We start from the raw sequence: 26,174 nt of genomic DNA on the forward strand, positions 1-26,174 counted from the left end.
TTTTTTTAAATAAAAAACTGATTTAAATCATTGCAAGGTTTTTCATTGCGAATCTGTCGTTCCGGGTGTGAACCATGCACGTAATGAGTGTAGGTTTTTTATACCATTCTGCTGAGTGTTTTGTATGAAAAAGGGGAGAAGATGTCGGTAGAGATCGATGTGGATAATCTTCATGGTGTTGAGGTATTACATGCATTTCCGGCTGGGGGCAAACAACGGTCGCTGCCTACGGTGTTTTTTTCCATGGTTTTACCTCGTCAAAAGAAGTGTACTGCTATTTTCCTTATACGCTGGCCAGAGCCGGTTTCCGTGTCATCGCCCCCGACGCGCTGATGCATGGTGCGCGTTTTGACGGCGACGATGCGAATCGCTGGCGCCATTTTTGGGACATCATGCTGCATTCCGTTGATGAATTGCCGATGTACGCCGATGCCTGTCGCGAGCGCGGCTGGATTGACGGAAAGCGCATCGGCGCGTGCGGTGCTTCGATGGGCGCAATGACGGCGCTAGCCGCGATGACGCGCTATCCGTGGCTGCGCGCGGTGGCGTCCTTTATGGGGGCCGGGCATTTCACGCCGCTTTGCCGGACGCTGTTTCCCCCGGTTGTCGCCACGACGCCCGGCGCAGAGCCCATTCTGGCGGCGCTGGCGGAGCGGGTGGCTGGTTGCGATGCGTTGCTGCATCTGGAGAGTTTGTCGGATCGCCCGCTGCTGCTGTGGCATGGGCTGGCGGATGAGGTGGTGCCCGCCCGGGAAAGCGAATGTCTACGCCAGGCGCTGGTTGAACGGGGCTGGGCGCGGCAACTGACCTGGCTGACTGAAGACGGCATCGGCCACAAAATTACGCCAAGCGCATTGCAGGCGGGCGCCGACTTCTTCCTTCAATCGCTCTGACCTGCCGGTTATCCATCATCGCGGCGGCGGAAATGGTCGCGGCGATGATGGGTAAGAAATACGGCTTGTGTTCCCTTACGGTGCTCAGTACAATTGCGCGTCATTTTTTCAGCCGCTCACACAAACGTTCCTTGCCTCCACGGGCCGCGGCTGACCCTGACAGGAGGCTGAATAATCCGTAAGGAGCAATTCGATGCGTCATTACGAAATCGTTTTTATGGTTCATCCTGACCAGAGCGAACAGGTTCCAGGGATGATCGAGCGTTACACCGGTGCTATCACGGGTGCTGAAGGCAAGATCCATCGTCTGGAAGACTGGGGCCGTCGTCAGCTGGCTTACCCGATCAACAAACTGCACAAAGCCCACTACGTTCTGCTGAACGTTGAAGCGCCGCAGGAAGTGATCGATGAGCTGGAAACTAACTTCCGCTTTAACGATGCCGTTATCCGCAGCATGGTTATGCGCGTTAAACACGCAGTAACTGAAGCGTCTCCGATGGTGAAAGCGAAAGACGAACGCCGTGAGCGTCGTGATGAATACGCTGAAGCCGGAGATGATGCTGAAGCTGGGGATTCTGAAGAGTAATTGTCATGGTGACGGCCAATCGTCTGGTGCTGTCCGGCACAGTGTGCAAGACACCCATTCGAAAAGTCAGTCCTTCGGGGATTCCTCACTGTCAGTTTGTGCTTGAGCACCGCTCAGTGCAGGAAGAAGCCGGATTAAACCGGCAGGCTTGGTGCCGAATGCCCGTGATTGTCAGTGGACAACCGTCACAGGCGATTACCCACAGTATAACGGTCGGTACGCAACTCAGGGTTCAGGGGTTCATTAGCTGCCATCAAGGTCGCAATGGTCTGAATAAGCTGGTGTTGCATGCCGAGCAGATTGAATTGATTGATTCTGGAGACTAGCCAAATGGCACGTTATTTCCGTCGTCGCAAATTCTGCCGTTTCACCGCGGAAGGCGTTCAAGAGATCGACTATAAAGACATCGCAACGCTGAAAAACTACATCACTGAAAGTGGTAAAATTGTACCGAGCCGTATTACCGGTACTCGTGCAAAATACCAGCGTCAACTGGCCCGTGCTATCAAGCGCGCGCGCTACCTGTCCCTGCTGCCGTACACTGATCGTCATCAGTAATCGGCGGCGTCCATTAACGAGACTTTGAGAGGATAAGGTAATGCAAGTTATTCTGCTTGATAAAGTAGCAAATCTGGGCAGCCTGGGTGACCAGGTAAACGTAAAAGCAGGTTACGCTCGTAACTTCCTGGTTCCGCAGGGCAAAGCTGTTCCGGCCACCAAGAAGAACGTAGAGTATTTCGAAGCTCGTCGCGCTGAACTGGAAGCCAAACTGGCTGACGTTCTGGCTGCTGCCGAAGCTCGTGCTGCTAAAGTGGTTGAACTGGGCTCCGTGACCATCGCTTCTAAAGCGGGTGACGAAGGCAAACTGTTCGGTTCCATCGGTACTCGCGATATCGCTGATGCCGTAACCGCAGCAGGCGTTGCTGTTGCCAAGAGCGAAGTTCGTCTGCCGAACGGTGTTCTGCGCACTGTTGGCGATCACGAAGTGAGCTTCCAGCTGCACAGCGATGTGTTCGCTCAGCTGAATGTGGTTGTTGTTGCTGAAGCGTAATTTATTTTCGCTGTCGTCAACATGTAAAACGCTGGCCTTGTGCCAGCGTTTTGCTTTTTTAAGACCGGAATGTGGGTGGGATACTGAATATCTGGTTCGGCTGGGCCATCAATCTCGTCGGGTCTCATCGAACTGAAACGACGATTTCTCCTTTTATTTGCTGTCCTCCCCTGACGGGATAACATTTGTCCTCCCGTATCGTCATGTATTCTTGCCGGTACTGACTGACACCGTCGATGGCCATCATCACCGGGCGTATGATGCATTGAAAATCGGCCTGTAGAGGAAGCGGTGATGGAGCAAGTACAGCTGGCGCGTGTTTACGATGTACCGCCGCCGTGTGGGGACGGTGTATTTTTGGTGGATCGGTTATGGCCGCGCGGCATCAGCAAGCGGCGGCTCGACGGTGTGGTCTGGCTGAAAGCGGTGGCGCCGAGCGATGCGTTGCGTCGTTGGTTTCACGCCAATCCTCAGCAGTGGGCGGAGTTTGTCGAGAGGTATCGTGAGGAGCTGACGGCGACGGGCGCGGTACAGCCGCTGGTGGATGCGTTGCGGCAGTCGCATCGGGTGGTGTTGTTGTATGCCAGCCGCGAGACGGAACGCAATCATGCCGTGGTGCTGCGGCAATTTCTGCTGGAGCAGGCGACCGTCAGCGATTGCGAATGAAGGTACCGTCCTGCTGGCGGATGAATAATGCCGTCTGACCATCGGGCATATCGATCTCCAGCGCGCTGACCATCCCGGCGGCGTTACGTTGTAAACGCACTTGTTGCCCGATGTGCAGGGTGCTGAGCGGTTTGCCGGGGCCTTCCACCTGCGCCATGGCGAAGACATCGCCGACCGGTAGATCATTATCACGAAACAGCTGCGCCAGCGTCTGGCCCTGGGCTATCTGATAGGTTTGCCAGCGGGCGGCGGGGGCGGAAGGTGCTGCGGCGGTCGGCGGCGTTTGCGGTGTGGATTGCGGCGAAGGAGTCGCCGCGTTGTCTACCAGTTGTGCCTGCATGGGGACGCTCCGGGCACTGAGCGGGACATCTACCGCACGGGGCGCTGTCTGGGTGGTGGCGGGGGAATTGGGCCACAGCAGAACCACAAACAGCAGGAACAGCACTATCAGGATCCCGCGTCGATGAAAGCTGGGTAACGGATCCATCCAGCGGAAACTGTCGGGCATGCACCAGACGCGGCTCAACAGCGACGGCGGGCGTTCCTGGGGGGTTACGGGTATTTCCTCTTCCCTGACTCTTTCCGCCTGGTTGTCGGTGTCGGCCCGGCGATGTTGCCGCTGGCCCACATACTGCCGACAGGATTGCCACAATTGCTGGATATCCCAGACGGATTGCTTTCTCCTGGGCGCGATTCTGCCCATGGTGACCTCTCTTACTAGAATAAAATCAGCGTAATTATATCGATAATTATGGAGCGATAACCAGTTAAGGGAAAAATCCGACAGTAATCTCCGTGAGGATACGTTGAACTTTTGCCGCGCGATCCTCGCCGTACATGGCGGTGTGAGGGGCGACGGAAAATTTTACCGGTTCTCTTCGCGCTGTTATGCTGCGGGTTCGATATTTTCTGAGTAAAGGAACATCCATGACAACCCCCTCTTATGACAGCGTAGAAGCGCAGGCAAGCTACGGTATCGGTTTGCAGATTGGTCAGCAGTTACAGGAGTCCGGCCTGGCCGGCCTGATTCCGGAAGCGCTGGTCGCCGGTCTGCGCGATACGCTCGAAGGCAATGCGCCGGCGGTGCCGGTTGATGTGGTGCATCGCGCGCTGCGTGAAGTCCATGAGCGGGCGGATGCGGTACGTCGTGAACGTCAGCGGGAACAGACCGTGGAAGGGCAGAAGTTTCTGGAAGAGAACGCCCGTCAGGACGGTGTCAGCCTGACCGAATCCGGGTTGCAGTTCCGGGTGTTGACGCAGGGCGAAGGAGCGATCCCGGCGCGTCAGGATCGCGTCCGCGTGCACTACACCGGCCGTCTGATCGACGGTACCGTGTTCGACAGTTCCGTACAGCGTGGCCAGCCGGCGGAATTCCCGGTGAGCGGCGTGATCGCGGGGTGGATTGAAGCGCTGACGCTGATGCCGGTCGGCTCCAAATGGGAGCTCTATATCCCTCATCATCTGGCTTACGGCGAACGCGGCGCCGGCGCGTCGATCCCGCCGTTCAGCGCGTTGATTTTCGAAGTCGAACTGCTGGAAATCCTGTAATTCCCCCCTCGGCCGGGCGTTCCCGGCCGATTTCCTTCCTCGCGAGATTTAGCCGCCGGATGGCCCGGCGTCAGTCCCCCTCGTTGATGCGTCGTCATTCGCCAACAGCGGTCGATAGTGGTGAACCTGCCGCATGGCGACCAGATCCTTACGTCTGACCACATTGGTGGGGGAGCCGCTCCCGGCCAGCGAGCGCGTGTCTATCGTCAGCGTTGCCGCGCCTTCGTCCTGCCATCGCAGTTGTTCGGTACGGGGAAAATGGAACGTGTCCGGCCCGAATACCCCGCTATAACCCCCTTGCGCCTCGGCGTGGCAGCGGTTGGCGAACGCCAGATAGAGATTGTTTTCCCCGGCGCGCGTGCGGAACAGGTGCCAATGCAACGGATCGGCGCCGGTGGGGATTGGATAGTTCTGCCCAACCCGGCTGCCCGGGTGCGCGCCGGTGAACCCGCCGTCGAGTGCGGCAGCGCAGGCGACGACATCGCATCCCTCCAGCGCCAGAATGCGCGCCGATTCCGGAAACAGCGCATCGTGGCCCAACAGCAGGCCGAGACGGCCGAGGGCGGTATCGAAGACGCCCCAGTGGTCGCCCGCGCTGGCCCAATGTCGATAGGCTTGCGGTAAATGAATCTGACGGTAATGGCCGACGACGCCCTCCGGCCCCAGCAGCAGCAGGGTGTTATAGCGCCGTTCGCCGTCTTGTTCCGCCAGCCCGAACGCCAGCCAGACGCGGTGGGTCATCGCCAGTTGCAACAGCGGCCGCAGTAATGGAGACTCCAGCGCGATGGCGCGCTGTTCCGGCGCGTCGTAACCCGTGACCGCCAGCTCGGGAAACACCAGCAGTTCGCTGCCTTGCTGGTCGATGGTCTGCCGCGCCAGCGCGGCCATACGCGCCACATTGCCGGCGATATCGTTGCCGGCATCGAACTGGAGCACCGAAATAATGCTCTGCCTGCCTGCCGGTAACGGGCGATGGTTGTAGAGCGTGAAGAAATCGGCGGGGTTCCACAGAAAGCTGTCGCTGAGCAGGCCGTGATAGAGCTCAGGGCGGCGCTGGCGAAAGACCGGTTCGCCCAGCACCCGACGAGGATGCCCGACGAGATCCAGCGAGGCATAGGCGATGCCGTCGCCGTCGTCCACCGTCGCCAGAATTTCGCCGTCCGGCGCGATAATGCAACTGCCGCCGCTGAACTGCACGCCCCGCTCCAGCCCCCAGCGGTTGCTTTCCAGCAAATAGCAGCCGTTTTCCATCGCCCGGCTGATCCAGTAAGGGGCGGGCGTGCGCTCCGCCAGCCAGTTACTGATGTGGCAGATGATATCCGCGCCGGCCAGCGCCAGTAGGCGGGCGGTTTCCACGTAGTGAATATCCATGCAGATCAGCATGCCGATGCGCCCGAGCGGCGTGTCGAACACCTGATGCCGTTCCCCTGCCGCCGCCCATTTGGGTTCGGAAATGTAAGGGTGGCTTTTGCGATGGCAACCGACGATCCCGTCCGGGCCAATCAGTACGGCGCTGTTGTAATACAGCCCGGTCCCCGCTTCCACCTCCGGCATGCCCAGTACGATGTAACACTGGTAACGCGCCGCCAGTGCGGCGAAGCGTCCGGTGGTGGGGCCGGGAACGGTTTCCACCTGGCCGGCGATTTCCTGCCGGTGGTACCAGCAGTAGCCGGTGGTGGCCATTTCCGGTGTGGTAATCAGTTTGGCGCCCTGCCGGGCGGCCTGTTCCACCAGCGTCAGCAGGCGTGTGATATTGGCTTCCCTGGCGCCGAACAGCGGTTCGAACTGCACGGCGGCGGCAAGCAATGCGGCGGTGGTCATGGCGGTTCCTTATCGGTTGATGGCGGGTTGGCGGTCACTCCTTGCGGGCCGCCAGCGCACCGGGCGTAGTCAGGGAAAACACGTCGTTGGCCTGAATCAAAGCGCAGGCCATCTCTTCGACGGTGATGCGCTTGTCCATTGCCTGGTGGCGCAGGATCTCGTAGGCGCGTTCTTCGCTGATGCCATGCATCCGCATCAGGATGGCTTTGGCCTCGCCGACGTAACGCATGCCCAGCATTTTCTTTTCCAGCCGTTCAAGGCGATCGGCCATACGGCGGCGCTGCTGGGCGTGGTGCAGCGCCATCACCATGGCGGAAAGCAGGCCGGATGCGCGGATCGGCGTGGTGATGGTGGCGCCGGCGCCCATCTCCAGCGCCTGATCGAGAAAGGTCGGGTTCTCGTAGGCGATCACCGAAACCAGCGCATGGCGGGCGGGATCCAGCCAAGGGGTTTCCAGTTCCGGCCGGTCGGACTGCGGCGTGAAAAAGATCACGTCGGTATCCGGCGGCAGCCGCTCCGGGATTGGCCAGAACGCCTGTACCCGGAATCCCATCCGGCGCAGGTGATTGGTCAGCGTGGCGCCGTCCTCGTCGTTGGGATGCAGGACGACGCAACGCACGCCGCGGCTGAGCAGCAAGGCGGTGGTACTGTTGTGAAGTGGGTTATGGCGCATGGGGATACTCCACTTTTGACAGTTTAGTGACCCAGTCCCCCTGAACCTGATTGGTCATGTAGGGGTCGGGCGGAACGATACGGCGCGATTCCCGCACAATGGTGAACTGGCCGTCCGGGTTGGACTGGCCGATGCGCGGGTAGAGGCCGGTATGGTGATTGAGCGGATCGACGCGAATGCGCCCCTGCGGCGCGTCGAACTCACTGCCGTACAGCGCCGGACGCAGCAGCGCAGCGCTGTCGCTGTCGCAACTACGCATGGCGTTGGCGAACAGATGCACCTGGCTGTAGGTCGCCTCCCAATTCATATCGGTAGTCAGCGTCGGGCCGAACATCAGGCGGAATTTCGCCAGCGCCGCCTGATTCGCCGGGGTCGCGATGCTTTGGAAATAGGGCGATGAAGTGAAGTGGCCCGCCGCCATATCGGCGCCCATCACGGCTATCTCGGTTTCCGAGGTGTTAAGGCTGCCGATGGGCATGGTTTCCGGGTCGAGCCCCTGTTCATAATAGGCACGGTATAAGTAGGGCACCGTTTGGCCGATGACGGTGCTGAAGATGAAGTCCGGCTGTTTTCTGCGCACCTCGTCCATCACCGCCAGAAAGGCGTCGTATGGCGCGTTCAGGTCAAGATAGCGTTCGCCGATCACCGCGCCGTCGTCCCGTTGCAGCAGTAGCTCCTGCATATTGCGGTTGCATTCGTATGGATAGATATAACGCGAACCGATCATGAACACCCGGGCGCCGAACTGGCTGGAGAGATAGTCCTCCAGCTGGACGCAGTTCTGGTTGGGCGCCGCGCCGCCGTAGAAAATATTTTCCGAGAATTCAAACCCTTCATACAGCTGGGAGTAGAACAGCAGGCGTTGGTGTTTCTCCACCACCGGCGTCATTGCCTTGCGGCTGCTGGAGGTGTAGCCGCCGAAGATGACGTTGACCTGATGCTCCACAATCAGTTGTTCCGCCAGCGAGCGGAACAGGGCGTTGTCCGATAGCGGATCCAGATGAATAGCCCGCAGCGGACGGCCGTTGATACCGCCCGACTGGTTGATTTCGCCGATCGCCAGCAGCGCGCCCCGCAGCTGGGATTGCTCCAGCAGCGCGGTGACGCCGCGGGAAGAGTAGAGTAAACCGATGTTGATGGGGGCTGATGACGCCATGGTGACTCGCTTTGTCCGGGTGAAAATGCGACGGCTCGCGCCATGCGGCGTCAGTGGGCCAGCAGATGCTTGTTCAGCATCGCGCCGACGGTGTATTTAGGGTCGACCATATTGCCCAGCCGCACTTTGCCGCATTGGCTCAGCAGCATGTAGGCGTCCCATTGCTCGAAGCCGAAGTCATCCACCAGCCAGTAAATCAGGTCGCGGTAGGCGATGCGGGTGGCATCCTCCAGCGGGCGGGCGCTGCCGATGCTCATGATGGTTTCCTGGTTTTCCATACGCGGCCAGGACAACGCCCAGCTTTTGATCAGGTCGACTTTGATGGTCGTTACCGACGGATACTCCACCGCGGTACCGCAGATTTCGCCGTCGCCCTGGCAGGCGTGGGCATCGCCGATGAACAACCGGCCGCCGGGCGCGCGTACCGGCAGATAGGTGATACTGCCGGGGCCGATATCGGGGACGTCCATGTTGCCGCCGTGACTATCCGGGGTCAGCGAGTTGATGGAGTCTATCTCCGGCGACACGCTGAGGGTGCCGATATGCGGTTTGTAGGGCAGCGTGTGGCGCGGGCTCCAGTAGACTTTTTCGTGGTCGAGCTTGATAAGCCGCACCTTCTCCGGCAGCGGATCGTTGAGCATGGCGGTAAGGTCGGTGCCGGTCAGTCCGCCGAAGTGCGGGATCATGGCGCAGATGCCGTGGTCGCTGCGCGGCAGCATTGACTCGATATACACCGCCAGCACGTCGCCTTTCTCCGCGCCGTTGACCATAATCGGGCCGTTTTGCGGGTTGAGAAACGGCATCTTCAGCAACTGGCTGGGCAGATCCTGCTCGGAGGTGATTGCGCCTTCAAACGCATCGCGGGTATCGACGATCACCCGATCCCCCGGTTCGATAGTCAGCACCGGTTCGGAATAAGGGCCGATGGTGTAATGGAACTGTTTCTGCCGCTCTTCGGTGAGGTGGTGCGTTATTGGCTGACGCTGGGCGCCGACGCCGCGCTGATACATGATGGATGCTTTCAACCAGTCGTGGTTCATGGTCATTTCCTCTGCAAGTGGGGCGTCGGCGCCTGACGCCGACGTCGGTCTGGGTTGCGGTGGTTACAGCGTCAGGTGGCGACGGATGGCGTTGTCGTCGCTGAGCTGCCGGCTGTCGAGGGTGTCGATCACCTGTCCTTTGTCCATAACGCAACAGCGCTGCGCCGCCCGCTGGATCATGGCGATATCCTGCTCCACCAGGATCACCGCCACCCGTAGCTCCCGGGCGATGCGCACCAGCGTGTCGGCGATGGCGGTGACGATGGAGGGCTGTATTCCTTCCGACGGCTCATCCAGCAGCAGAACCTTGGGCGAACCCACCAGCGCGCGGGCGATAGCCAGCTGCTGTTGTTCGCCGCCGCTCATGGTGCCGGCTTTCTGTTTCAGGCGCTGACGCAGGATCGGAAAGTAGTTCAGCACCTGTTCCAACAGCCCTTGCGCCAGTTCCCGGTGTTCGCGCACGAACTGCATGCCGACCTGCAGGTTTTCCGCCACGGTCAGGCCGGAGAAAATTTCCCGCCCCTGCGGCACGTAGCCGATGCCCAGCCGGGCGCGCCGTTGGGGCGTGGCGTGGGTGATTTCGGTTTCCCCCAACAGGATATGGCCCTGATGCACCGGAATGGTGCCGATCAGCGAGCGCATCAGGGTGGTTTTGCCCACGCCGTTGCGGCCGATCAGCCCCAGCACTTCGGCGCTGTTGAGTTGCAGGCTGGCGCCGTTGAGCACCAATCCGCCGCCGTAGCCGCTGGTGATGTTATTGATCTGCAGTAATACGTCGTTCATACGTTTACTCCCCGTTCTTTCCCAGATAGATGTCCGCCACGTCTTCCCGCGCCAGCACCTCGGCGGCGTCGCCGTCGGCGAACACCCGTCCGCCGTGCAGCACCGTGGCCTGCGAGGCGATTTGGCGCACAAAGGTCATGTCGTGTTCCACCACCATCAGCGTCAGCCCGTCGCGCTGCATCTGCCGGATCAGCTCGCCGGTGAGGTAGGTTTCCTCCACCGACAGGCCGGCGACCGGCTCATCCAGCATCAGCAGCCTGGGCTGTAGCGAGACCGCCATCGCGATTTCCAGCCACTGCTTTTTGCCGTGGGAGAGGTTGCCCGCCAGTTGGCGATGCTCGCTCGTCAGATTGAAGCGTTGCAGCAGATCGTCGAGGCTGTCTGCCGCGCGATGGGGCTCTGTGCGACGGTGGCTCAGCGAGAGTTGCAAATGCTGTTCCACGCTGAGGGCGGGAAAGATGCCGGGAATCTGAAATTTGATGCTCATACCGCGGCGGATGCGCTGGAACGGCGGCAGCGCGTTGAGCGGTTCGCCCTGAAAGCGGATTTCGCCGCTGCTGGGGCGATGTTCGCCGGTGAGCAGTTTGAAAAAGGTGCTTTTACCGGCGCCGTTCGGGCCGATAACGCAGCGGATTTCGCCCTGACGAATGCGGATATCCACCCCATGAATCACCTGTACGCCGCCAAAGCGTTTTCCTAATGCCTGGGTTTCCAATACCGGCGTGTTCATCGCGTACCTCCCACGTAGTGACCGATAACCGGCAGCCGCCGTAATTGCTGCGCCAGCCAGACCAGGATCCCCTCCGGTGCGACCAGCACGACGAACAGCAGGACAAGGCCGAGCAGGATCATGGCGTATTCACTGCCGTACACCGCCAGCCATTGCGACAACCACACCAACAGCGCGGTGATGGCGATGGTGCCGGCCAGGCTTTTGCGCCCGGCGGTGGCGACCCAGATCACCGGCATGGCGGCGGCGGTCAGCCCCATCGACGACGGGGTGATGTAGGAGCCCCACTGGGTATAGAGCACGCCGGATAACCCGGACAGGACGCCGCCGAGGGTGAAGATCAGCAACTGATAGCGGCGGATATCGATACCCAGCATTTCGGCGCGCTGCGGATTTTCACGGATGGCGGCCAGCGTCAGCCCGACGTTGCCGCGCAGCAGACGTTGCATCAGCAGGTAAGCGATGACCAGCAGCGCCAGAATCAGGTAGTAAAAGGCATTGCCGTCCAGCGTGAAGGGGTGTTCGCCGCCGAAAGGCAGGCTGAGCGGCGGCATGCCGGACATGCCGTTGAAACCGTTCAACCGGGCGCTGCCGATGACCCACTGCGGGCCGGCGGTCTGGGACATAAAGGTTTCCAGTACCAGCGTGAACGACAGGGTGACGATGCCGACGAAAATGCCGGTGACGCCGCCGTAGAACATCATGTAACCGAGGGCGCTGGCCACCGCGCCCGCTGCGGCCAGCGCCAGGATAAAGCCGGACCAGGTGGAGATGAAACCGTCGCCGAAGTTGAGGGTCAACACGCCGTAAACGTAGCCCGCCAGCCCGAAAAAGGCAGTCTGGCCGAAGGAGAGGATCCCGCCGTATCCCCACATGGCGGATAGCCCCATGGCGCAGAACGTCCATAGCAGAAAATAGGACAGATCGCCGGTGAAGGCGCTGTCGACCACCAGCGGCAACAGCATGGCGATCGCCAGCGCCAGCAACCCGCGCCATGAACGAAGGCCCGATCGGCGTCGCGCTTCAGTAGTGAGTCTCAGAGAAGTGGTCGTCACGGTCAGTTCCTTAACGGTTACGGGTGAACAGCTGGCCGACGCCGTTGGGCAACAGTCGGATCACCAGCATGGCGGTAATCAGCAGGCCGATCTGCCCGGCCAACTGACCGTACCAGGCATTCAGCCCGGTCTGGATGGCGCCGAGCGCCATAGCGGCCGGAATGGTGCCGATCAGTACATTGGCGCCGCCGACCACCACCGAGACGAACGCCTGCACGATGAAGGCGCTGCCCATGGTCGGTACGGCGGTCATGGTCGGGGCATAGAGGGCGCCCGCCAGCCCGGCAAGCCCGGCGCCGAGGGCGAAAGTCTGGGTATAGATGCGGTCGGTTTCCAGCCCGAGGCAGGACGCCATGCGGGCATTCTGGATGGTGGCGCGGGCGCAGACGCCGTAGTTGGTGTGAAAAAACAGCCAGTACAACACCAGCAGTACCGCAATGGCGATCAGCGGCAGCAGCGCACGGTAAGTCGCGAAAGAGTATTCGCCCAAGGTGAACGAACCGAAGGGGGTGGAGAGCCCTTCCAGCGAAGGGCCCGCCAGCAGCAGCATGCTTTGCTGAACGATCAGACTGATGGCCCAGGTGGCCACCACCGAGTCGTCCAGCCGTCCGTACAGGTGGCGCACCACCAGGCGTTCCACGGCGCAGCCCGCCATCGCCGCCGCGGTGGCGCCCGCCAGCATGGCGAGCGGCAACGGTAGCCCGGATTTGTTCAGCGTGATCGTGACGTAGGCGCCGCACATGATGAATTCGCCATGCGCCAGATTGATCACCCCCATCATGCCGAAGATCACCGCCAGACCCAGTGCCGACAGCACCAGAAAGGCGAAGTTATCGCCGAACGGGTAAAGCGCCGAATAAAGAACGGAGAGCAATAACATCAACAGGCAATCCTTGGTGCCCCGACCGGCACCGGTGAAAAAGAGGTATGCCGGGAAGCGTTAGGCCGCTTCCCTGACGTGATGCCCGGCTCAGGCCTTGGGCGGGTTGGACGGCGTGTACTGGCTGGTATCCGGTTTGACCGGCAGGTTGCAGCCGGCTTCGCCCAGCCAGTAGGGTTTGATGTCCGGCCAGACTTTGGGGATCTCCACCGAGTGGTCGTCCCGGACGTGCGCCAGATAGATGGTGTGGCTCAGGTGATGGCTTTTCGGGTCGATGCACACTTTGCCGGACGGGCCGTCGGTGCAGATGTCGCCGCTTTCCAGCGCTTTGCGTACCGCGACCTGATCGACGCTTTTGGCTTTTTCTACCGCCAGTTTGTACAGATAAACCGCGTCGTAGGCGTTGGCCGCTTCCTGGTTGATATACGGCTCGTCAGGGAACTTGGCGCGGAAGCGTTTTTTGAAATCATTGCTGGCGGGGCTATCCACCTCTTCGATGTAGTTGGCGGTCACGTACATGTCTTTCAACGCGGGCGGTTTGAAGCGTTTGTGCTCATAGGCCTGACCGACGTTGACGGAGCTGGCCATCGGCAGATTCAGCTTGGCCGCCGCCTGTTGTTCGTAGTAGGAGGACTGATTGGTGCCTACCAGCAACGTCACCACGAAATCCGGCTTGGCTTTCTGGATGTTCTGAATGGTCTGGCCGAACTGGGAGACGCTCAGCGGGATGAACTCTTCACCCACCATGGCGCCGCCATTTTCCTTGACGATTTTGCGTACCCACTCGGCGGAAATCTGCCCGAAGTTGTAATCGGCGGCGATGGTGTAAACCCGCTTGCCGTATTTTTCCATCATCCAGGGCAACAAGGTGGAGAACTGCTGTTCCGGCACCGCGCCGGTCACGAAGACGTTGCTATCGCAGACGCCGCCTTCGTACTGGTTGTTGTACCAGTAAAGCTGTTTTTCCTTGTCCATGATTGGGCGGATGGCTTCGCGGGAGGCGCTGGAGAACGCGCCGAAAATAACATCCACTTTATCGTTTTTAATTAATCGACGGGCCATTTGCTGGAAACGGGTATTATCCGATTGGGTGTCGTATTTAATTAATTCTACTGGGCGTCCGAGAATACCGCCTTTGGCATTGATCTCGTCAATCGCTAATTCGGTGGCATGGATCTTGGGAATAACGGGCAGGGCAAAGTTACCGGACGCATCCTCCAGTAAACCTATTTTTATCGGTTTATCCGCAGCGACGGCCATATTTGACGTGCTTATCGCCAATATGGATGCCAGCGCAAGTGTCAACGTGGCGTAATGACATTGTATTCTGGACATAATTACCCCTGATGTTGGTGTGAAAAAAAGCAAAAAAAAAGCCCCGCAACGTCAAATGACTTTGCATGGGGCTCTATTGCCTTCGCCACAAGCCGACAGCGTTGGCGGTCTTGCGGGGAGTGGCTATCAATATAGAAAGCGGAATAATTGGCTGTCAACGGCTAATTTTTATTATAAGTATTCTCTATTTAACTCACTTCCACTGCACATTGACGGGGCATGTCTGCACAAAAGATGAGCACGATGGTGGTGGATTTCCCTGCCTGACATGGGTGTGACGAAAACGATCTATAAAGAATACGATAATAGGTTCATTTTTTTCTATTAAATGCCGAATTGAATTAAGTTTGTTTCTTAATATACTGCAGTGATTATATTTTTATATTAACTCATGGTCATTATTGATATGCGTAAATGTATTTACTGATTTTTTTGATAATAAAATAAATCACAATGCGCAGTTTTTATTTCTCTGAATGCTAGTTTTTATAAAGACGCATTGCTAATATTAAATGCAACAGGTTCTATGTAAATAAATATTCTTATTGGTTTTGTGTGGCAATCATTATTCAATAATAGTGGTTGTTGTTAAATATGCCATCATCTCATTATTATTAGTGAACACATGGTTGCAAAGGTTTTTTATAAAAATAGATCACAAGAAGGTATTCCATGAACCGGATTTTTTGATTGGTATATTATATCTGTTTGTGATGGGGTATAACTCTGGTTGTGAATGATTTTTATTGAAATATTAACGTTGATTTATCAGTGGGTTGGAGGGTTGGCGGATCTTGGTATTATTTTTGTTTTTTATATTGAAAAAATGACCACTGTGAATTACACATTATATTGCACTTATTTGTTGGCGACGTATTTCATTTCATCCTGAAACAGGAAGGTTAACTATGGCTAAGTTATATAAAACGTTCTTTTTTACTGCGTTGATAATAGTCAGCGGTACGGCTCTGGCAGGAAAGGGTTGGCATTTGACAATTTATAATTCACTGGGTAGCGATGTTACTTTGAAGAGGGCCGGTGAAAGCTGTTGGTATTGGAATGATATTACTGAAGCACCGGTTGTAATTAAAAACAACAGTTCTAGGACTCTCTATACTGAGGAAAAAAACAGCGGTTCTTGCAATTCACAGAAATCCATCGCAGGCATAAATTTTTCTGGTACTAATCTGGATTCATTACATATGGAGTTAAAGGGAAGTCTGGGCGATTTTGGTCCGACGATAAAAACCAGTTTCAAATGTGATAATCATAGCGATTATGTTGGGTTGAGTTTAAAAGCCGATAACAAGGGCTCTTATTATGACGCGGGGCAGTATTCAGTATCTTGCGTTAATGCCGCACAGGAAGAGGTTACTATATATATACATCCTAAGAACTAATAGCCGATCCCAATAGGCTATTTTACTCATCATTCTGGATCAGGGCAGTGCTCGAAAACCGCATGTACTGCGGGTGTGTTCCGGTTTACTCGCTGAACCTGCTCGTTGGGCCGGACGATAAGTTGTCCGTTCAACATGCGTTGCATGTTGTTTGTGTACTGCCCTTGTCCAGATGGGTTGTGTCAATGACGTCTATTGGGATAGGCGCTAGGCATGGATATAACCACCGCTGGTTTATTCATCATCATGGCTATTAATGCGTTTACGCAATTTTAATAATTCCAATATATTCCAGTGTGAATGACTTCCCCGCTATTTTGAATCGAATTTCTATTGTGACTTAACGCTGTTACTTATAATGACGAGCGAATTCGGTGGGAACAACTGCATCGCGAGGTAAAACGCATACCGCGCGACAAACGCAAATAAGCAAGGCGCTCAATGTAATTCGATTCTTCGGGCGTATGCTAACCATGTCGCGTTCCCGTTGTTGGATGCACGCCCACTGTGCGTGCTGTCCTTCGCCTTGGTGAGGCGTTTAGATTTGCACCTGTGGCGGTGAATCATTGTGGCGTGCAGTTCAATTAATTCGTCATCGGTTATTTAAAATACAGCATGGATGTGAAGCGGTACGATAGCGCTTAAGACTCTGGCGGCGTAGACGCGGAACATCGCGAAGAGTCTGTGCATCCCTCTCAATCGCCCCCTGGCGAACCCATATAGCGAACATCCCGAACGTAACACCGGAGAAATTAGCCATTTTCTGATAGCTGCGGGCCGTGACGGGACGTATAAAGAAGCCATCCGCCGCATAGCGGTGAAGCTGAGGTTGTTAACATGATGAAGCCACTGTTATTGGGGATTGTGATGGCGGGCGTACTGGGCGCCGCAGTCGCGGTACCTGCGGCGCAGGCAGACAGCCTGAGCCTGGCGTTGCCCGGTATCTATCTGCATATCGGTGATCGTGACGATCGTGGCTACTACTGGGACGGTGATCGCTGGTGCGATCCCGACACATGGTATGCCCACCGGCACCACCCGCGTCAGGTTTATTACTATGAACCGCCGCCGCCGCGTGTCGTGGTGGTTGAGCCGCCTCCGCCGCCGCGTCCGGTTTATATCGTGCCCGGCGGCCCCGGCCCTGGCCCCGGTTGGGGACATCATCACGGCGGCGGCCCGCGCTGGTAGACCGGCACAACGGGATAGGGTTCAATTCCCTATCCCTCCGCCAGATTCAATGACTAAACCGCTGATTGTTTTCAGCGGTTTTTCGTTTCTAGAGCCTCGAAAATCATTTGGCATAAAAAGGTCGTGTGGATGTACTTATTTCGACTTTCCTGAGTCACCACCGCTTTATCAACAAGTAAGATTTATTGTGCTGAGTCAATATATGATTTTGATAGGGAGTTCGTGGAAAATTTGTTGAAACGATGGTTTTCGTCATTTGCATGGCGGTGCTCTCAATGTTATTTTGGCCTGCCATATAGCAATTAATTGAAAAGCATACGCTCTGTTTATTGGACTTTAACCGCCTTGCGGTCTCATTCCTTTAATTGTCGTGTTGTGTTTCTATGGAGCTATCCTTATGTATGTTTTTCGAATTCATATTAGACCCCATGGTGGTTCCGCCACCCTGGAAGATACTTTTAATTACTGTATTAACAATGGTGTTCTTGGTGTTGGGTGGCAAGTTGAATTAACACCAGCATCTTGGGATGCCTATTTGCAAGAAGCCGAAAAAATTCATGATAATTTACAGATACCTAAATATATTAAGCGGTGGGTGTCTGAGGGAGATTTAGTCTGGACAAGAAATGCTAAGGGAATGTACTACCTGGCAAAAGTTAAGTCTGGTTGGGAGTATTGGATGGGGGCTGAGGCCATGGAGAAAGATATCGATATTGCCAATATATTTAGGGTTGATATTGTTCCAGTTAGTTTAGATGCTGTTCCAGGAAAAGTTATCGCATGTTTTCGTCCTGCAAGAACGATGCAGGAAATTGCGAGTGGGCCTGCCGTAGAATATTCGAAATATCTATGGAATAAATTAACTGACCGAAATGATTATGACGTTGATCACATGATGGCGTCAGATATTTTTGAGCTTCTTGATGATGAAGAAACTGAAGATCTTGTATTCCTCTATATGCAGGCAAAAGGTTGGTTTATCGTTCCGAACTCTAGAAAAAAAGATACAATGAGTTTCGAGTTTTATGCAATAGATCCACAGACAGGTAGCCGGGCGCTAACACAAGTCAAGACAGGTTCAGTTGAATTAAATCAGGATGATTATGCTGAGTTTGATGAAACAGTTTTTTTATTTCAGTCAAAAGAGAATTATTCTGGAGCGTCCCATTCTAATGTTTTTTGTATAAAACGTAGAGAACTACTGGATTTTATGCATAAATCTTATTCGTGGCTTCCTTCTTTTTTGAAACAAAAAATAGATATGAGCAAAATGTTGTCAGGTTGATTTATGCACAGAGATGTGTTTGTGTGTGGTTATATAATTTCACAATTTCAAAATGAGATGCAAGGAGTGAATATGGATATATCGTTATCTTTAAATGCAATTGTTGATTCATTGGTTTATCAAAATAAAATCAAAAGGGAAAAGGTGGGTGAATATTTAGAGGCTGTAGCTAGGGATGCACAGTTACTGGCTGAGATTTGGGAAAAGGTATGGTGGCAGTTGCACGATGTTGAACTGAATTTGAGCGTGGATATTGAAGAAAAATGTATGGAGGACTTAGCGGGGATATTTCCGCAGTTGTCAAAAAAATATAGCCATTTCAATTCTAGAGTATATGGTAGACTAGAAGAGTTCTATTTAACCTTATCGTCTGCAGTGGGAGGGAAGGTGAATTTAGTATTTCATGATAATTTTTGTTTTCATCTGGCTTCTTTGATTCATGCAAGAAAAAAATCTCACGATTATATTAAATTTCTAGATTCATCTCGGTTTATTAACATTGAACAATGCAATGATGCTATTCATGATGGTAAAATTTTGATAGAGATTTTATATAAAGAGGCCAATAAACTTGATTCTCTTGCTAAATTATATAGAGCCAATGGACAAGGAACAGATTAATTCACTAAGAAATGAGTCTGTGCTCCCAAAAGAGACTGTACATAATTCTGTGTAACTACATATTAAAGGTGAACGCCCAGGCGATCACCGCGCTCGATAATAAAGCGGCCCATCGTCGCCGCCAATCCTTCAACGGCATCGGCCATTTCTGTGATGCCGCCAGGCGCGCAGCCATACTACCTTTTTCACTGATGCGTCCGTCGCGAACACCTTCCATTTTTTGATGGTATGCCGGAACACGCTGTTCAGCGATCAGGTCAGTGCGCTCGGTAGCACTGGCTTTTCACGTTCTCACTGCTTTCTGTGGGAATATCCTTTCCCCCCATGGCGCTTTTCAGGCTTCTCCCCGCAGTGCCCTTGGGAACAGCAGGTTGTTTTCCAGATGGATGTGTTCCATCAGGTCGGTAATAAATTCACCGATGCCCGCATACAGGGCGCGCCAGGTATTGCAGGCATCGGCAGGCGGCGTCAGGTTATCGGTGAGTGTTTTGACGACCTCAAGCTGCTGGCCGGCGTCATCGTGTTCATGCTCCATAACGGATATCGGCCCGGCTGCTTGTCGCCCCATTCCCGCTTGAATCATCGGAAACAGAATCCGCTCTTCTTTCATCATATGCTGAGACAAATCATCGAGGATCAGTGTGAGCTGGGCAGCCAGACCATGCGGACAGGCGGATTTGTCCTGATGCACACGTTCAACTTTTTCGGCCATGATGATCAGTTCCGGCAGTTGCTCGCGGTGGCGATCGTGGAAACGCTGGACAATGTACGGGATCATGTCGTTCAACGGTGCCGCCCGCCAGTTTTTTTCCGATGGCGGCTCAGCGTCCAGTTCCGCCAGCCGTGCTTCCAGCATGGCGATATCCAGCTGACGCTTACCGGCGGCGTGTTGCAGCGTCTGTTTGCCGCCACAGCAGAAATCAAGATTGAACTCGCGGAACAGCGCGGTAGCGCGGGGAATAGCGATGGCCAGTTCGCCTAAGGATTTTTCGCGGTAGTGCATAGTAGTGACCCCTGAATGGTGCAAATAATAAGATGCATTTTAAATGCATCTTATTGAGGCGGCCATCACCCAAAAGGGGTAGATTTATCCGTGTGCGAATGAGACGGGTCGTAATAAGGGCGCGTGCCACGCCCTCACTCGGTTGAGCCGTCTTCCATGCGCGGCTCAACCTTGTTTGCGTCGGTTACTGTTGTTGCAGATCGACGCGGTAAACCGCGAAGCCGATATCGTCGGTGCCGACCTGCGTCAGCGGGTACTGGGCCTTCTCCTTGATAAACGCTGCCGCTTTGGCGGAGGGCGCGGTTTCCAGCCGAATATCCAGCGGCGTATCGCTGACGATGCGCGCCAGGCGCCAGTTGTTGTCCGCCTCCGGTTTCACTTCGCCGGATTTTTTCGTCTCGGCGCTGATGTAGGCCGCCAGCACCGAGCGATTCTCATCCGGCGACGCGAAGGCGATGTGCTTCTCGCCGGTGCCGGCGAATTTCTCGCCATAAGCGCGATAGTTATTGGTGGCGATCAGGAAAGTCGCTTTCGGATCGATGGGTTTGCCGTTGAATGTCAGCGCTTCAATGCGATGAGCATTCGGATTGATGAGTTTGCATTCGCCGTCGTAACGGGCGGGCTGGGTGACGTTGATCTGGTACTTCACGCCGTCGATCACGTCGAAATTGTAAGTCCGGAAACCGTCCCAGTTGATCAGGGATTGCGGCTTGGCGTTGTGGATATCGATCTGGTTGAACTGGCCGGCGGAACATTCCAACCATTCGCGAACCTGCTCGCCGTTGACTTTCACCACCACTAACGTGTTGGGGTACAGGTACAAATCGGCCGCGTTGCGGAAGGTGAGCTGGCCTTTTTCCACTTCTACGTAACCAGCCGGATCGTTCTTGCGTCCGCCCGCTTTGAACGGCGCCGCCGCGGAAAGTACCGGCAGTTTCGCCAGATCCGGGTCGCCCTGAATAAAGTGTTCGACATAGGATCGCTGGGCGTTATTGACGATCTGCACGGTGGGATCGTCCTGAATCAGCGACAGGTAGCTGTACATGTTGTCCGAGGCTTGGCCGATCGGCTTGCTGACAAACTCGCGGGTTTTTTGATGCGCTTCAGACAGCACTTGCACCAGTTGCGGATCTTCCGCCGCCACCGATGTTTTCTGGGTCTTGTCGTAAATCGGGCGGGCTTGTGCCGTGCCCTGTGTGACTTTCCAGGCGCCGTGGTCGTTGTTCAGCACCAGATCCACCACGCCCAGATGGTCGCCCCACATGCCCGGCATGACTGCCGGAATACCATTGAGCGTCCCGCGCGCGATGTCGGCGCCCTTGATGGCGGCGAAGTCTTTACTGGGGAATACGGCATGGGCATGGCCGAACAAGATGGCGTCAATGCCGGGGATTTGGCTCAGGTAGTAGACCGAGTTTTCCGCCATGGCGCGGTAAGGCTCGGCGGAGAGGCCGGAGTGCGGGATGGCGATAACGACATCCGCGCCTTTTTGGCGCATTTCCGGAATCCATTTTTTCGCCGTTGCGGTGATATCCGCCACCGTGACTTTGCCGCTGAGGTTGGCTTTGTCCCACACCATTATCTGCGGCGGTACGAAGCCGATGTAGCCGATGCGCAGCTTATGCGTCTTTCCGTCGCGATCCCTGACCTCGGTTGGCTTGATCAGATAGGGCATGAACAGCGGTTTTTGGGTTTTGGCGTTCAGCACGTTGGCGTTGACGTAGGGAAAATGTGCCCCGGCCAGCGCATTTTGCAGGTAGTCCAGACCGTAGTTGAATTCGTGGTTGCCGAGGTTGCCGACGGTGTAATCGAGGGTGTTCATCGCCAGGTAGACCGGGTGCACTTCGCCTTTTTGTAACCCTTTCGCCGCCATATAATCGCCGAGTGGGCTACCTTGAATGATATCGCCGTTGTCGACCAATACGCTGTTGACGACCTGCTGTCGGGCGGCATGAATCAGGCTGGCGGTGCGCACCAGGCCGAATTTGTCCGTCGCGCTGTCTTTGTAATAGTCGAAGTCCATCATGTTGCTGTGCAGGTCGGTCGTTTCCAGCACGCGCAAATCGACGGTGGCCGCCTGGGCGGTGGCGGAAAGAATGGCGACCGAAAGCAGGCTCAGCGCCAGCGTGTGTTTCATGGTTTTACTCCTGTAGCGGAATTAAGTAGGGTGTATATCTCAGATAATCATGAATATTGTGTTACCTGCCATCCCAAAATGTGAGCTGTAATAGAAATCCAGCAATATTGTGCTCAACAGTGTGGACTGTCCTGTCGTCATAACGGGTTATGCATGGGGCAACCAGATGATTTGCCAACGGTTAATTAAGGTGAGGTCATGCTAGAACATATCTGCCAACTGGCGCGGGACGCCGGCGAGGCGATCATGCAGGTTTATAACGGTCATCAGCCTATCGACGTGGCCCGCAAACAAGATGATTCACCGATAACGGCGGCGGATCTGGCGGCGCACCAGGTGATCAAGCGGGGGCTGGAGAGTCGTTACCCGGATATTCCTCTGCTGTCGGAAGAGGATCCCCCCGCCTGGTCGGTACGCCAGACGTGGCAACGTTATTGGCTGGTCGACCCGCTGGACGGTACCAAGGAATTCATCAATCGTAACGGCGAGTTTACCGTCAACATTGCGTTGATTGAGGAAGGTAAACCGGTGCTGGGCGTGGTGTATGTGCCGGTGACTGGCGTGATGTACGCCGCGGCCGGGGGGAAAGCCTGGAAAGAAGAGGGCGGGCAGCGTCATCAGATTCAGGTGTATGACGCTCGGCCGCCGGTGGTGGTGGTGAGCCGCTCCCATGCGGATGCCGAGCTGGAGGATTACCTGAGCCAGCTCGGTGAACACCGCACGGTGTCGGTCGGCTCATCGCTGAAGTTTTGTCTGGTGGCGGAAGGCCGCGCTCAGCTTTATCCCCGTTTTGGGCCCACCAGCGTCTGGGATACCGCCGCCGGCCATGCTGTGGCGCTGGCCTCTGGCGCGCAAGTGACCGACTGGCAGGGTAAACCGCTCTCCTACCGCCCGCGGGAGTCATTTCTCAATCCGGGGTTTCGTGTCTCCCTGTTCTGAGCTGGCCTGGCTCAATAGCACCTGCAGCAGGTTGACGACCTGCTGTACCTCCTGGCGGTTGAGCGACCCGTCCTTCACGTAGCGTATCCGCCCTTCCTTATCCAGTACGATGACGGCCGCGCTTTTCGGCGTCAGCTGCCAGGCTTTGCGTACTTCACCCTGATTATCCAGCACAAATTGCGTCCAGGGGTATTGCGTCTTGCCTGCCTCTATTCGTTTGCGGACGAAAAAGCCGGTACCGATGACGGCCTCGTCGGCATTGACGATTGTCGTCGTTTGGTAATATTCGCGCGGTAGATTGGCCGCCTTGAGTGCGGTCATCAACGTTTCATTCATATTGCGGGCGGACATGCGGCCGGCAATGTGTTGAATCAGCCGGACTTTCCCGACAAGTTGTGCGCTGCTCCAGCTCAGATAGTGGGGTTTCCCGTCCTGGTATTGCAGTTCGCCGCCGTCGGAGACGACGACATCCGGCAACATGCGATAGAGGGGCAAGATATGAGCGGGCAGCCAGCGGGGGAATATTAGCAGTACCCATATTGTCAGCAGGCAGGCGCGGCGCGTCATGACGTTTTCTCCCTTATACGATCCGAGCGTGAGGCCTTTGCGTCACGTGATACCTATAAGCGTAGATAGCGAAAAATGGTCTGTCCTGTTTGCCGGGGTGAGTTTGTGGTGTTCCGCACACTCGCTATAAACCTGAATGTTTATACTGATTTAAAAGGTATGGCATTCATCTGTTCGGTAAAAATATGTAAAATCCGTCAAAAATGCTGTACCGGCGGGAACTCACCGCATTCTAATGGCACTAATAGAGGTAACTTGAGTGTCATCGGTCATGGTTGTTCTGAGTGTGTTCCCTACGGGGACGGACAGAACGGATGAGCAGGACGGGAGGAGAGTAGCAATGATGAAGATCTTCGAACGTTACAATCCCTTGAAGATTGCTAAGTACGTGAAGACCTTATTCAAAGGGCGAATTTACATTAAGGGCATCGGCGCTTTTGAATTTGATTACGGTAAGATCCTGCTGCCGAAAACGCAGGATAAACAGCACCTGGTCGTGATGTCGGAGGTGAATCGGCAGGTGTTGAAATTGCAGGCGGAACTGGGGTGAGCCCGATGACGGCCGCGCAGGTAAGAGATAACGGCCCGTCGCGGGCCGTTTTAGTTTATTCCCCGGATGGCGCGGCAGCCGGAGGCGTCGCGGCCGTTGCGTTGGCTTTCTCTTCCACTCGTGTCACCAGCAACTGGTCGATTTTGTAGCTGTCGATGTCCACCACTTCAAACTTATAACCGGCATAGCGGACGAAGTCGGTACGTTTCGGGATTTTACGCAGCATATACATCATGAAACCGCCGATGGTTTCATAGTTGTCGGAGTGAGGAAATTCGTCGATATCCAGCGCCCGCATGACGTCGTTGATCGGCGTACCGCCTTCGACCAGCCAAGAGTTTTCGTCGCGGGCGACAATTTGCTCTTCCAGCCCTTGTCCTACCAGATCGCCCATCAGCGTGGTCATCACATCGTTCAGGGTAATGATCCCCACCACCAGCGCGTATTCGTTGAGAATGACTGCGAAATCCTCCCCGGCGGCTTTGAAGCTTTCCAGCGCTTCGGACAGCGTCAGCGTATCCGGCACGATCAACGTCGGGCGGATTTGCATCCCGCTGGTCAACTCCAGGCTTTGGTTGCCGAGTACCCGGTTCAGGAGATCTTTGGAATCCACATAGCCGATGATCTGGTCGATGTTGCCGTCGCAAACCAGAAACTTGGAATGCGGCTGCTGGGCGATTTTCTCTTTGATGTGCGCTTCTTCTTCGTGCAGATCGAAAAACACCACGCTTTCCCGCGAGGTCATGGAGGATGCGACGGTACGCGATTCCAGCTCGAACACGTTTTCAATCAGCTCGTGTTCCTGCTTGCGTAACACACCCGCCAGCGCACCGGCTTCCACTACCGCGTAAATATCGTCGGAGGTGATGTCTTCCTTGCGTACCATCGGCAGTTTCAACAGGCGGAAAATGCCGTTGGCCAGGCCATTGAACAGCCATACCAGTGGGCGAAAAAGCCACAGACAGAAGCGCATGGGGTTGATGATCCGTATGGCGACGGCTTCTGGAGCAATCATACCAATGCGTTTCGGCGTCAGATCGCCAAACAGAATGAACAGGCCAGTCACCAGTGTGAATGAACAGACAAAGCTCACTCGGGTCAGGATATCGGCGGGCACCAGGCTGGCGAACAGCATATCGAAATAGGGGGAGAAGGCGGCATCGCCGATGATACCGGCCAGGATCGCGACCGCATTGACGCCAATCTGGATCACGGTAAAGAAAATACCCGGCGTCTCCTGGAGTTTCAGTACCAGCGCTGCATTCAGGTCGCCCTCATCGGCCATCAGCTTCAGTTTGATCTTGCGGGAAGCGGCCAGCGATATCTCGGATAAAGAAAAAAACGCACTGATGGCGATGAGGAACAGGATTACTAACAGACTGTTTAACATGGTTTTTTTGTGTCGCCCAACGGGCGATCACGAGCCTCGGAAAGGTAATGGTTTGATGTATCGGCGATGTAAGCGTCGCCGAGAGAGCCGTACTATGGCGCTGTCGGCGACGATTATAGCAAGCGTGCTCAAATTGCCGCCAGTCTCACCCTGCGGGCGGCAGGCACACACCGGTACCGCCCAGCCCACAGTAGCCGTGCGGATTCTTGTGCAGGTACTGTTGATGCTCGTCTTCGGCGTAATAAAAAGGGCCGGCCGGCTTGACCTCGGTGGTCACGGCGCGCAGATCGCCCGCGTCGCGCATGGCTTGCTGAAAGCGTCGCCGGCTTTCTTCGGCTGCGCTTGTCTGGGCGGGCGTGGTGGTGTAAACCGCAGAGCGGTACTGGGTGCCGATATCCCCACCCTGCCGCATGCCTTGCGCCGGATCGTGGGATTCCCAAAACAGCTGCAACAACTGCGAATAGCTGATCTCCGCCGGATCGAACACCACTCGTACCACCTCGGCGTGACCGGTTTGCCCGGTACAGACTTCGCGATAGGTGGGGTTGGGCGTATAGCCACCGCTGTAGCCTGCCGCGGTGCTGTATACGCCCGGCTGCTGCCAGAACAGGCGTTCGGCGCCCCAGAAACATCCCATCGCAAACAGGGCGACCTCCATCTGGGCCGGAACATGCGTCATTGAGTGCTGACTAACCACATGCAGACGCGCCACCGGCATCGGCGTGATACGGCCGGGCAAGGCTTCCGCCTGGCTGACAATCCGGGTTTTATCGAAATGCGTCATCGCGTTTAAGCTCCTGATTGAATGACCGGTGAATGGGGCCGCGTTCCGGCGTTCGGGCAGTGTCCCCATGTCTTGATAACGTGTTTCCCCGTT

The 26,174-nt window shown here is 55.7% G+C and carries 27 protein-coding genes and 2 pseudogenes; 13 read left to right on the plus strand and 16 right to left on the minus strand.

Going from position 1 to position 26,174, the window contains the following annotated elements:
* Positions 1 to 141: 141 nt before the first annotated feature.
* From yjfP to DPA2511_RS04095, 6 genes and pseudogenes are all read left to right on the plus strand, one after another.
* A pseudogene (gene yjfP / locus DPA2511_RS21035) lies at positions 142 to 893 on the plus strand (esterase).
* A 193-nt stretch (positions 894 to 1,086) separates the two neighbouring features.
* Entirely contained in the window at positions 1,087 to 1,479 is a 393-nt protein-coding gene (rpsF, locus tag DPA2511_RS04075; protein ID WP_012764424.1) for a 30S ribosomal protein S6, read from the plus strand.
* Between the two features lie 5 nt (positions 1,480 to 1,484).
* Entirely contained in the window at positions 1,485 to 1,805 is a 321-nt protein-coding gene (priB, locus tag DPA2511_RS21040; RefSeq protein WP_012764425.1) for a primosomal replication protein N, read from the plus strand.
* Between the two features lie 4 nt (positions 1,806 to 1,809).
* Positions 1,810 to 2,037 (plus strand): 30S ribosomal protein S18, encoded by a 228-nt coding sequence (gene rpsR, locus DPA2511_RS04085; protein WP_000135199.1) that lies wholly within the window; start codon positions 1,810 to 1,812, stop codon positions 2,035 to 2,037.
* A 40-nt stretch (positions 2,038 to 2,077) separates the two neighbouring features.
* A complete protein-coding gene (gene rplI / locus DPA2511_RS04090) occupies positions 2,078 to 2,530 on the plus strand; it encodes a 50S ribosomal protein L9 (protein WP_012764426.1) in 453 nt (150 codons plus the stop codon).
* 294 nt (positions 2,531 to 2,824) lie between these two features.
* Positions 2,825 to 3,196 (plus strand): DUF488 domain-containing protein, encoded by a 372-nt coding sequence (locus tag DPA2511_RS04095; protein ID WP_012764427.1) that lies wholly within the window; start codon positions 2,825 to 2,827, stop codon positions 3,194 to 3,196.
* Here DPA2511_RS04095 and DPA2511_RS04100 read toward each other — a convergent pair.
* A complete protein-coding gene (locus tag DPA2511_RS04100) occupies positions 3,180 to 3,899 on the minus strand; it encodes a LysM-like peptidoglycan-binding domain-containing protein (protein WP_012764428.1) in 720 nt (239 codons plus the stop codon). The two genes, DPA2511_RS04095 and DPA2511_RS04100, sit on opposite strands and share 17 nt — an antisense overlap.
* A 224-nt stretch (positions 3,900 to 4,123) precedes the next feature.
* On the opposite strand from DPA2511_RS04100, the gene fklB reads away from it, so the two are divergent.
* A complete protein-coding gene (gene fklB, locus DPA2511_RS04105) occupies positions 4,124 to 4,744 on the plus strand; it encodes an FKBP-type peptidyl-prolyl cis-trans isomerase (protein WP_012764429.1) in 621 nt (206 codons plus the stop codon).
* Between the two features lie 48 nt (positions 4,745 to 4,792).
* On the opposite strand, the gene DPA2511_RS04110 is transcribed toward fklB, so the two are convergent.
* The 9 genes from DPA2511_RS04110 to DPA2511_RS04150 form a co-directional block, all read right to left on the minus strand.
* The gene (locus tag DPA2511_RS04110; RefSeq protein WP_012764430.1) at positions 4,793 to 6,565 is read right to left on the minus strand and encodes a nitrilase-related carbon-nitrogen hydrolase; all 1,773 of its coding nucleotides are present in this window, start codon (positions 6,563 to 6,565) and stop codon (positions 4,793 to 4,795) included.
* Between the two features lie 34 nt (positions 6,566 to 6,599).
* Positions 6,600 to 7,238 (minus strand): ANTAR domain-containing response regulator, encoded by a 639-nt coding sequence (locus DPA2511_RS04115; protein WP_012764431.1) that lies wholly within the window; start codon positions 7,236 to 7,238, stop codon positions 6,600 to 6,602.
* Entirely contained in the window at positions 7,228 to 8,394 is a 1,167-nt protein-coding gene (locus DPA2511_RS04120; protein ID WP_012764432.1) for a transporter substrate-binding domain-containing protein, read from the minus strand. The genes DPA2511_RS04115 and DPA2511_RS04120 overlap by 11 nt, the downstream gene beginning before the upstream one ends.
* Positions 8,395 to 8,444: 50 nt before the next feature.
* Positions 8,445 to 9,434: an acetamidase/formamidase family protein gene (locus DPA2511_RS04125; RefSeq protein ID WP_012764433.1), complete on the minus strand. Its 990-nt coding sequence runs from the start codon at positions 9,432 to 9,434 to the stop codon at positions 8,445 to 8,447.
* 63 nt (positions 9,435 to 9,497) lie between these two features.
* Positions 9,498 to 10,217, minus strand: a complete 720-nt coding sequence (locus DPA2511_RS04130) for an ABC transporter ATP-binding protein (protein WP_012764434.1) — start codon at positions 10,215 to 10,217, stop codon at positions 9,498 to 9,500.
* 4 nt (positions 10,218 to 10,221) lie between these two features.
* The gene (locus DPA2511_RS04135) at positions 10,222 to 10,947 is read right to left on the minus strand and encodes an ABC transporter ATP-binding protein (RefSeq protein WP_012764435.1); all 726 of its coding nucleotides are present in this window, start codon (positions 10,945 to 10,947) and stop codon (positions 10,222 to 10,224) included.
* A complete protein-coding gene (locus DPA2511_RS04140) occupies positions 10,944 to 12,002 on the minus strand; it encodes a branched-chain amino acid ABC transporter permease (RefSeq protein ID WP_012764436.1) in 1,059 nt (352 codons plus the stop codon). The genes DPA2511_RS04135 and DPA2511_RS04140 overlap by 4 nt, the downstream gene beginning before the upstream one ends.
* Before the next feature lie 10 nt (positions 12,003 to 12,012).
* On the minus strand, positions 12,013 to 12,882 hold the full coding sequence (locus DPA2511_RS04145; RefSeq protein ID WP_012764437.1) for an ABC transporter permease subunit: 870 nt from the start codon (positions 12,880 to 12,882) through the stop codon (positions 12,013 to 12,015).
* Positions 12,883 to 12,972: 90 nt separating this feature from the next.
* Positions 12,973 to 14,142 (minus strand): urea ABC transporter substrate-binding protein, encoded by a 1,170-nt coding sequence (locus tag DPA2511_RS04150; protein ID WP_196805864.1) that lies wholly within the window; start codon positions 14,140 to 14,142, stop codon positions 12,973 to 12,975.
* A 983-nt stretch (positions 14,143 to 15,125) separates the two neighbouring features.
* On the opposite strand from DPA2511_RS04150, the gene DPA2511_RS04160 reads away from it, so the two are divergent.
* The 4 genes from DPA2511_RS04160 to DPA2511_RS04175 all read left to right on the plus strand — a co-directional run bounded on the left by DPA2511_RS04160 (position 15,126) and on the right by DPA2511_RS04175 (position 18,711).
* Positions 15,126 to 15,617, plus strand: a complete 492-nt coding sequence (locus DPA2511_RS04160; RefSeq protein ID WP_012764439.1) for a hypothetical protein — start codon at positions 15,126 to 15,128, stop codon at positions 15,615 to 15,617.
* An 837-nt stretch (positions 15,618 to 16,454) separates the two neighbouring features.
* Complete coding sequence (locus tag DPA2511_RS04165; RefSeq protein ID WP_012764440.1) at positions 16,455 to 16,805, plus strand: DUF2502 domain-containing protein; 351 nt, start codon at positions 16,455 to 16,457, stop codon at positions 16,803 to 16,805.
* Between the two features lie 397 nt (positions 16,806 to 17,202).
* Positions 17,203 to 18,090 carry a hypothetical protein gene (locus tag DPA2511_RS23640; RefSeq protein ID WP_012764441.1) on the plus strand — a complete coding sequence of 296 codons (888 nt, stop codon included), beginning with the start codon at positions 17,203 to 17,205 and terminating at the stop codon, positions 18,088 to 18,090.
* Positions 18,091 to 18,162: 72 nt separating this feature from the next.
* A complete protein-coding gene (locus DPA2511_RS04175) occupies positions 18,163 to 18,711 on the plus strand; it encodes a hypothetical protein (protein WP_012764442.1) in 549 nt (182 codons plus the stop codon).
* Between the two features lie 62 nt (positions 18,712 to 18,773).
* Here DPA2511_RS04175 and DPA2511_RS22600 read toward each other — a convergent pair.
* The 3 genes and pseudogenes from DPA2511_RS22600 to DPA2511_RS04190 all read right to left on the minus strand — a co-directional run.
* A pseudogene (locus tag DPA2511_RS22600) lies at positions 18,774 to 18,963 on the minus strand (hypothetical protein); the annotation flags it as partial.
* Positions 18,964 to 19,045: 82 nt separating this feature from the next.
* Positions 19,046 to 19,714: an iron-sulfur cluster repair protein YtfE gene (ytfE, locus tag DPA2511_RS04185; RefSeq protein ID WP_012764443.1), complete on the minus strand. Its 669-nt coding sequence runs from the start codon at positions 19,712 to 19,714 to the stop codon at positions 19,046 to 19,048.
* Positions 19,715 to 19,898: 184 nt separating this feature from the next.
* Positions 19,899 to 21,851, minus strand: coding sequence for a bifunctional 2',3'-cyclic-nucleotide 2'-phosphodiesterase/3'-nucleotidase (locus DPA2511_RS04190; RefSeq protein WP_012764444.1), 1,953 nt, complete (start codon positions 21,849 to 21,851; stop codon positions 19,899 to 19,901).
* 198 nt (positions 21,852 to 22,049) lie between these two features.
* Here DPA2511_RS04190 and cysQ point away from each other — a divergent pair, with 198 nt between their 5' ends.
* Positions 22,050 to 22,790 carry a 3'(2'),5'-bisphosphate nucleotidase CysQ gene (gene cysQ, locus DPA2511_RS04195; RefSeq protein WP_012764445.1) on the plus strand — a complete coding sequence of 247 codons (741 nt, stop codon included), beginning with the start codon at positions 22,050 to 22,052 and terminating at the stop codon, positions 22,788 to 22,790.
* Here cysQ and DPA2511_RS04200 read toward each other — a convergent pair.
* Positions 22,752 to 23,357, minus strand: a complete 606-nt coding sequence (locus DPA2511_RS04200; RefSeq protein ID WP_012764446.1) for a YtfJ family protein — start codon at positions 23,355 to 23,357, stop codon at positions 22,752 to 22,754. The genes cysQ and DPA2511_RS04200 overlap by 39 nt on opposite strands.
* A gap of 343 nt (positions 23,358 to 23,700) precedes the next feature.
* Between DPA2511_RS04200 and DPA2511_RS04205 the strand changes: the two genes are divergently transcribed.
* Positions 23,701 to 23,907, plus strand: a complete 207-nt coding sequence (locus DPA2511_RS04205) for a DUF1107 domain-containing protein (protein WP_012764447.1) — start codon at positions 23,701 to 23,703, stop codon at positions 23,905 to 23,907.
* Positions 23,908 to 23,962: 55 nt separating this feature from the next.
* On the opposite strand, the gene DPA2511_RS04210 is transcribed toward DPA2511_RS04205, so the two are convergent.
* Positions 23,963 to 25,297: a hemolysin family protein gene (locus DPA2511_RS04210; protein ID WP_012764448.1), complete on the minus strand. Its 1,335-nt coding sequence runs from the start codon at positions 25,295 to 25,297 to the stop codon at positions 23,963 to 23,965.
* 145 nt (positions 25,298 to 25,442) lie between these two features.
* Positions 25,443 to 26,081, minus strand: coding sequence for a peptide-methionine (S)-S-oxide reductase MsrA (gene msrA, locus DPA2511_RS04215; RefSeq protein ID WP_012764449.1), 639 nt, complete (start codon positions 26,079 to 26,081; stop codon positions 25,443 to 25,445).
* Positions 26,082 to 26,174 lie beyond the last annotated feature (93 nt).

Source organism: Musicola paradisiaca NCPPB 2511 (assembly GCF_000400505.1).
Lineage (GTDB): Bacteria > Pseudomonadota > Gammaproteobacteria > Enterobacterales > Enterobacteriaceae > Musicola > Musicola paradisiaca.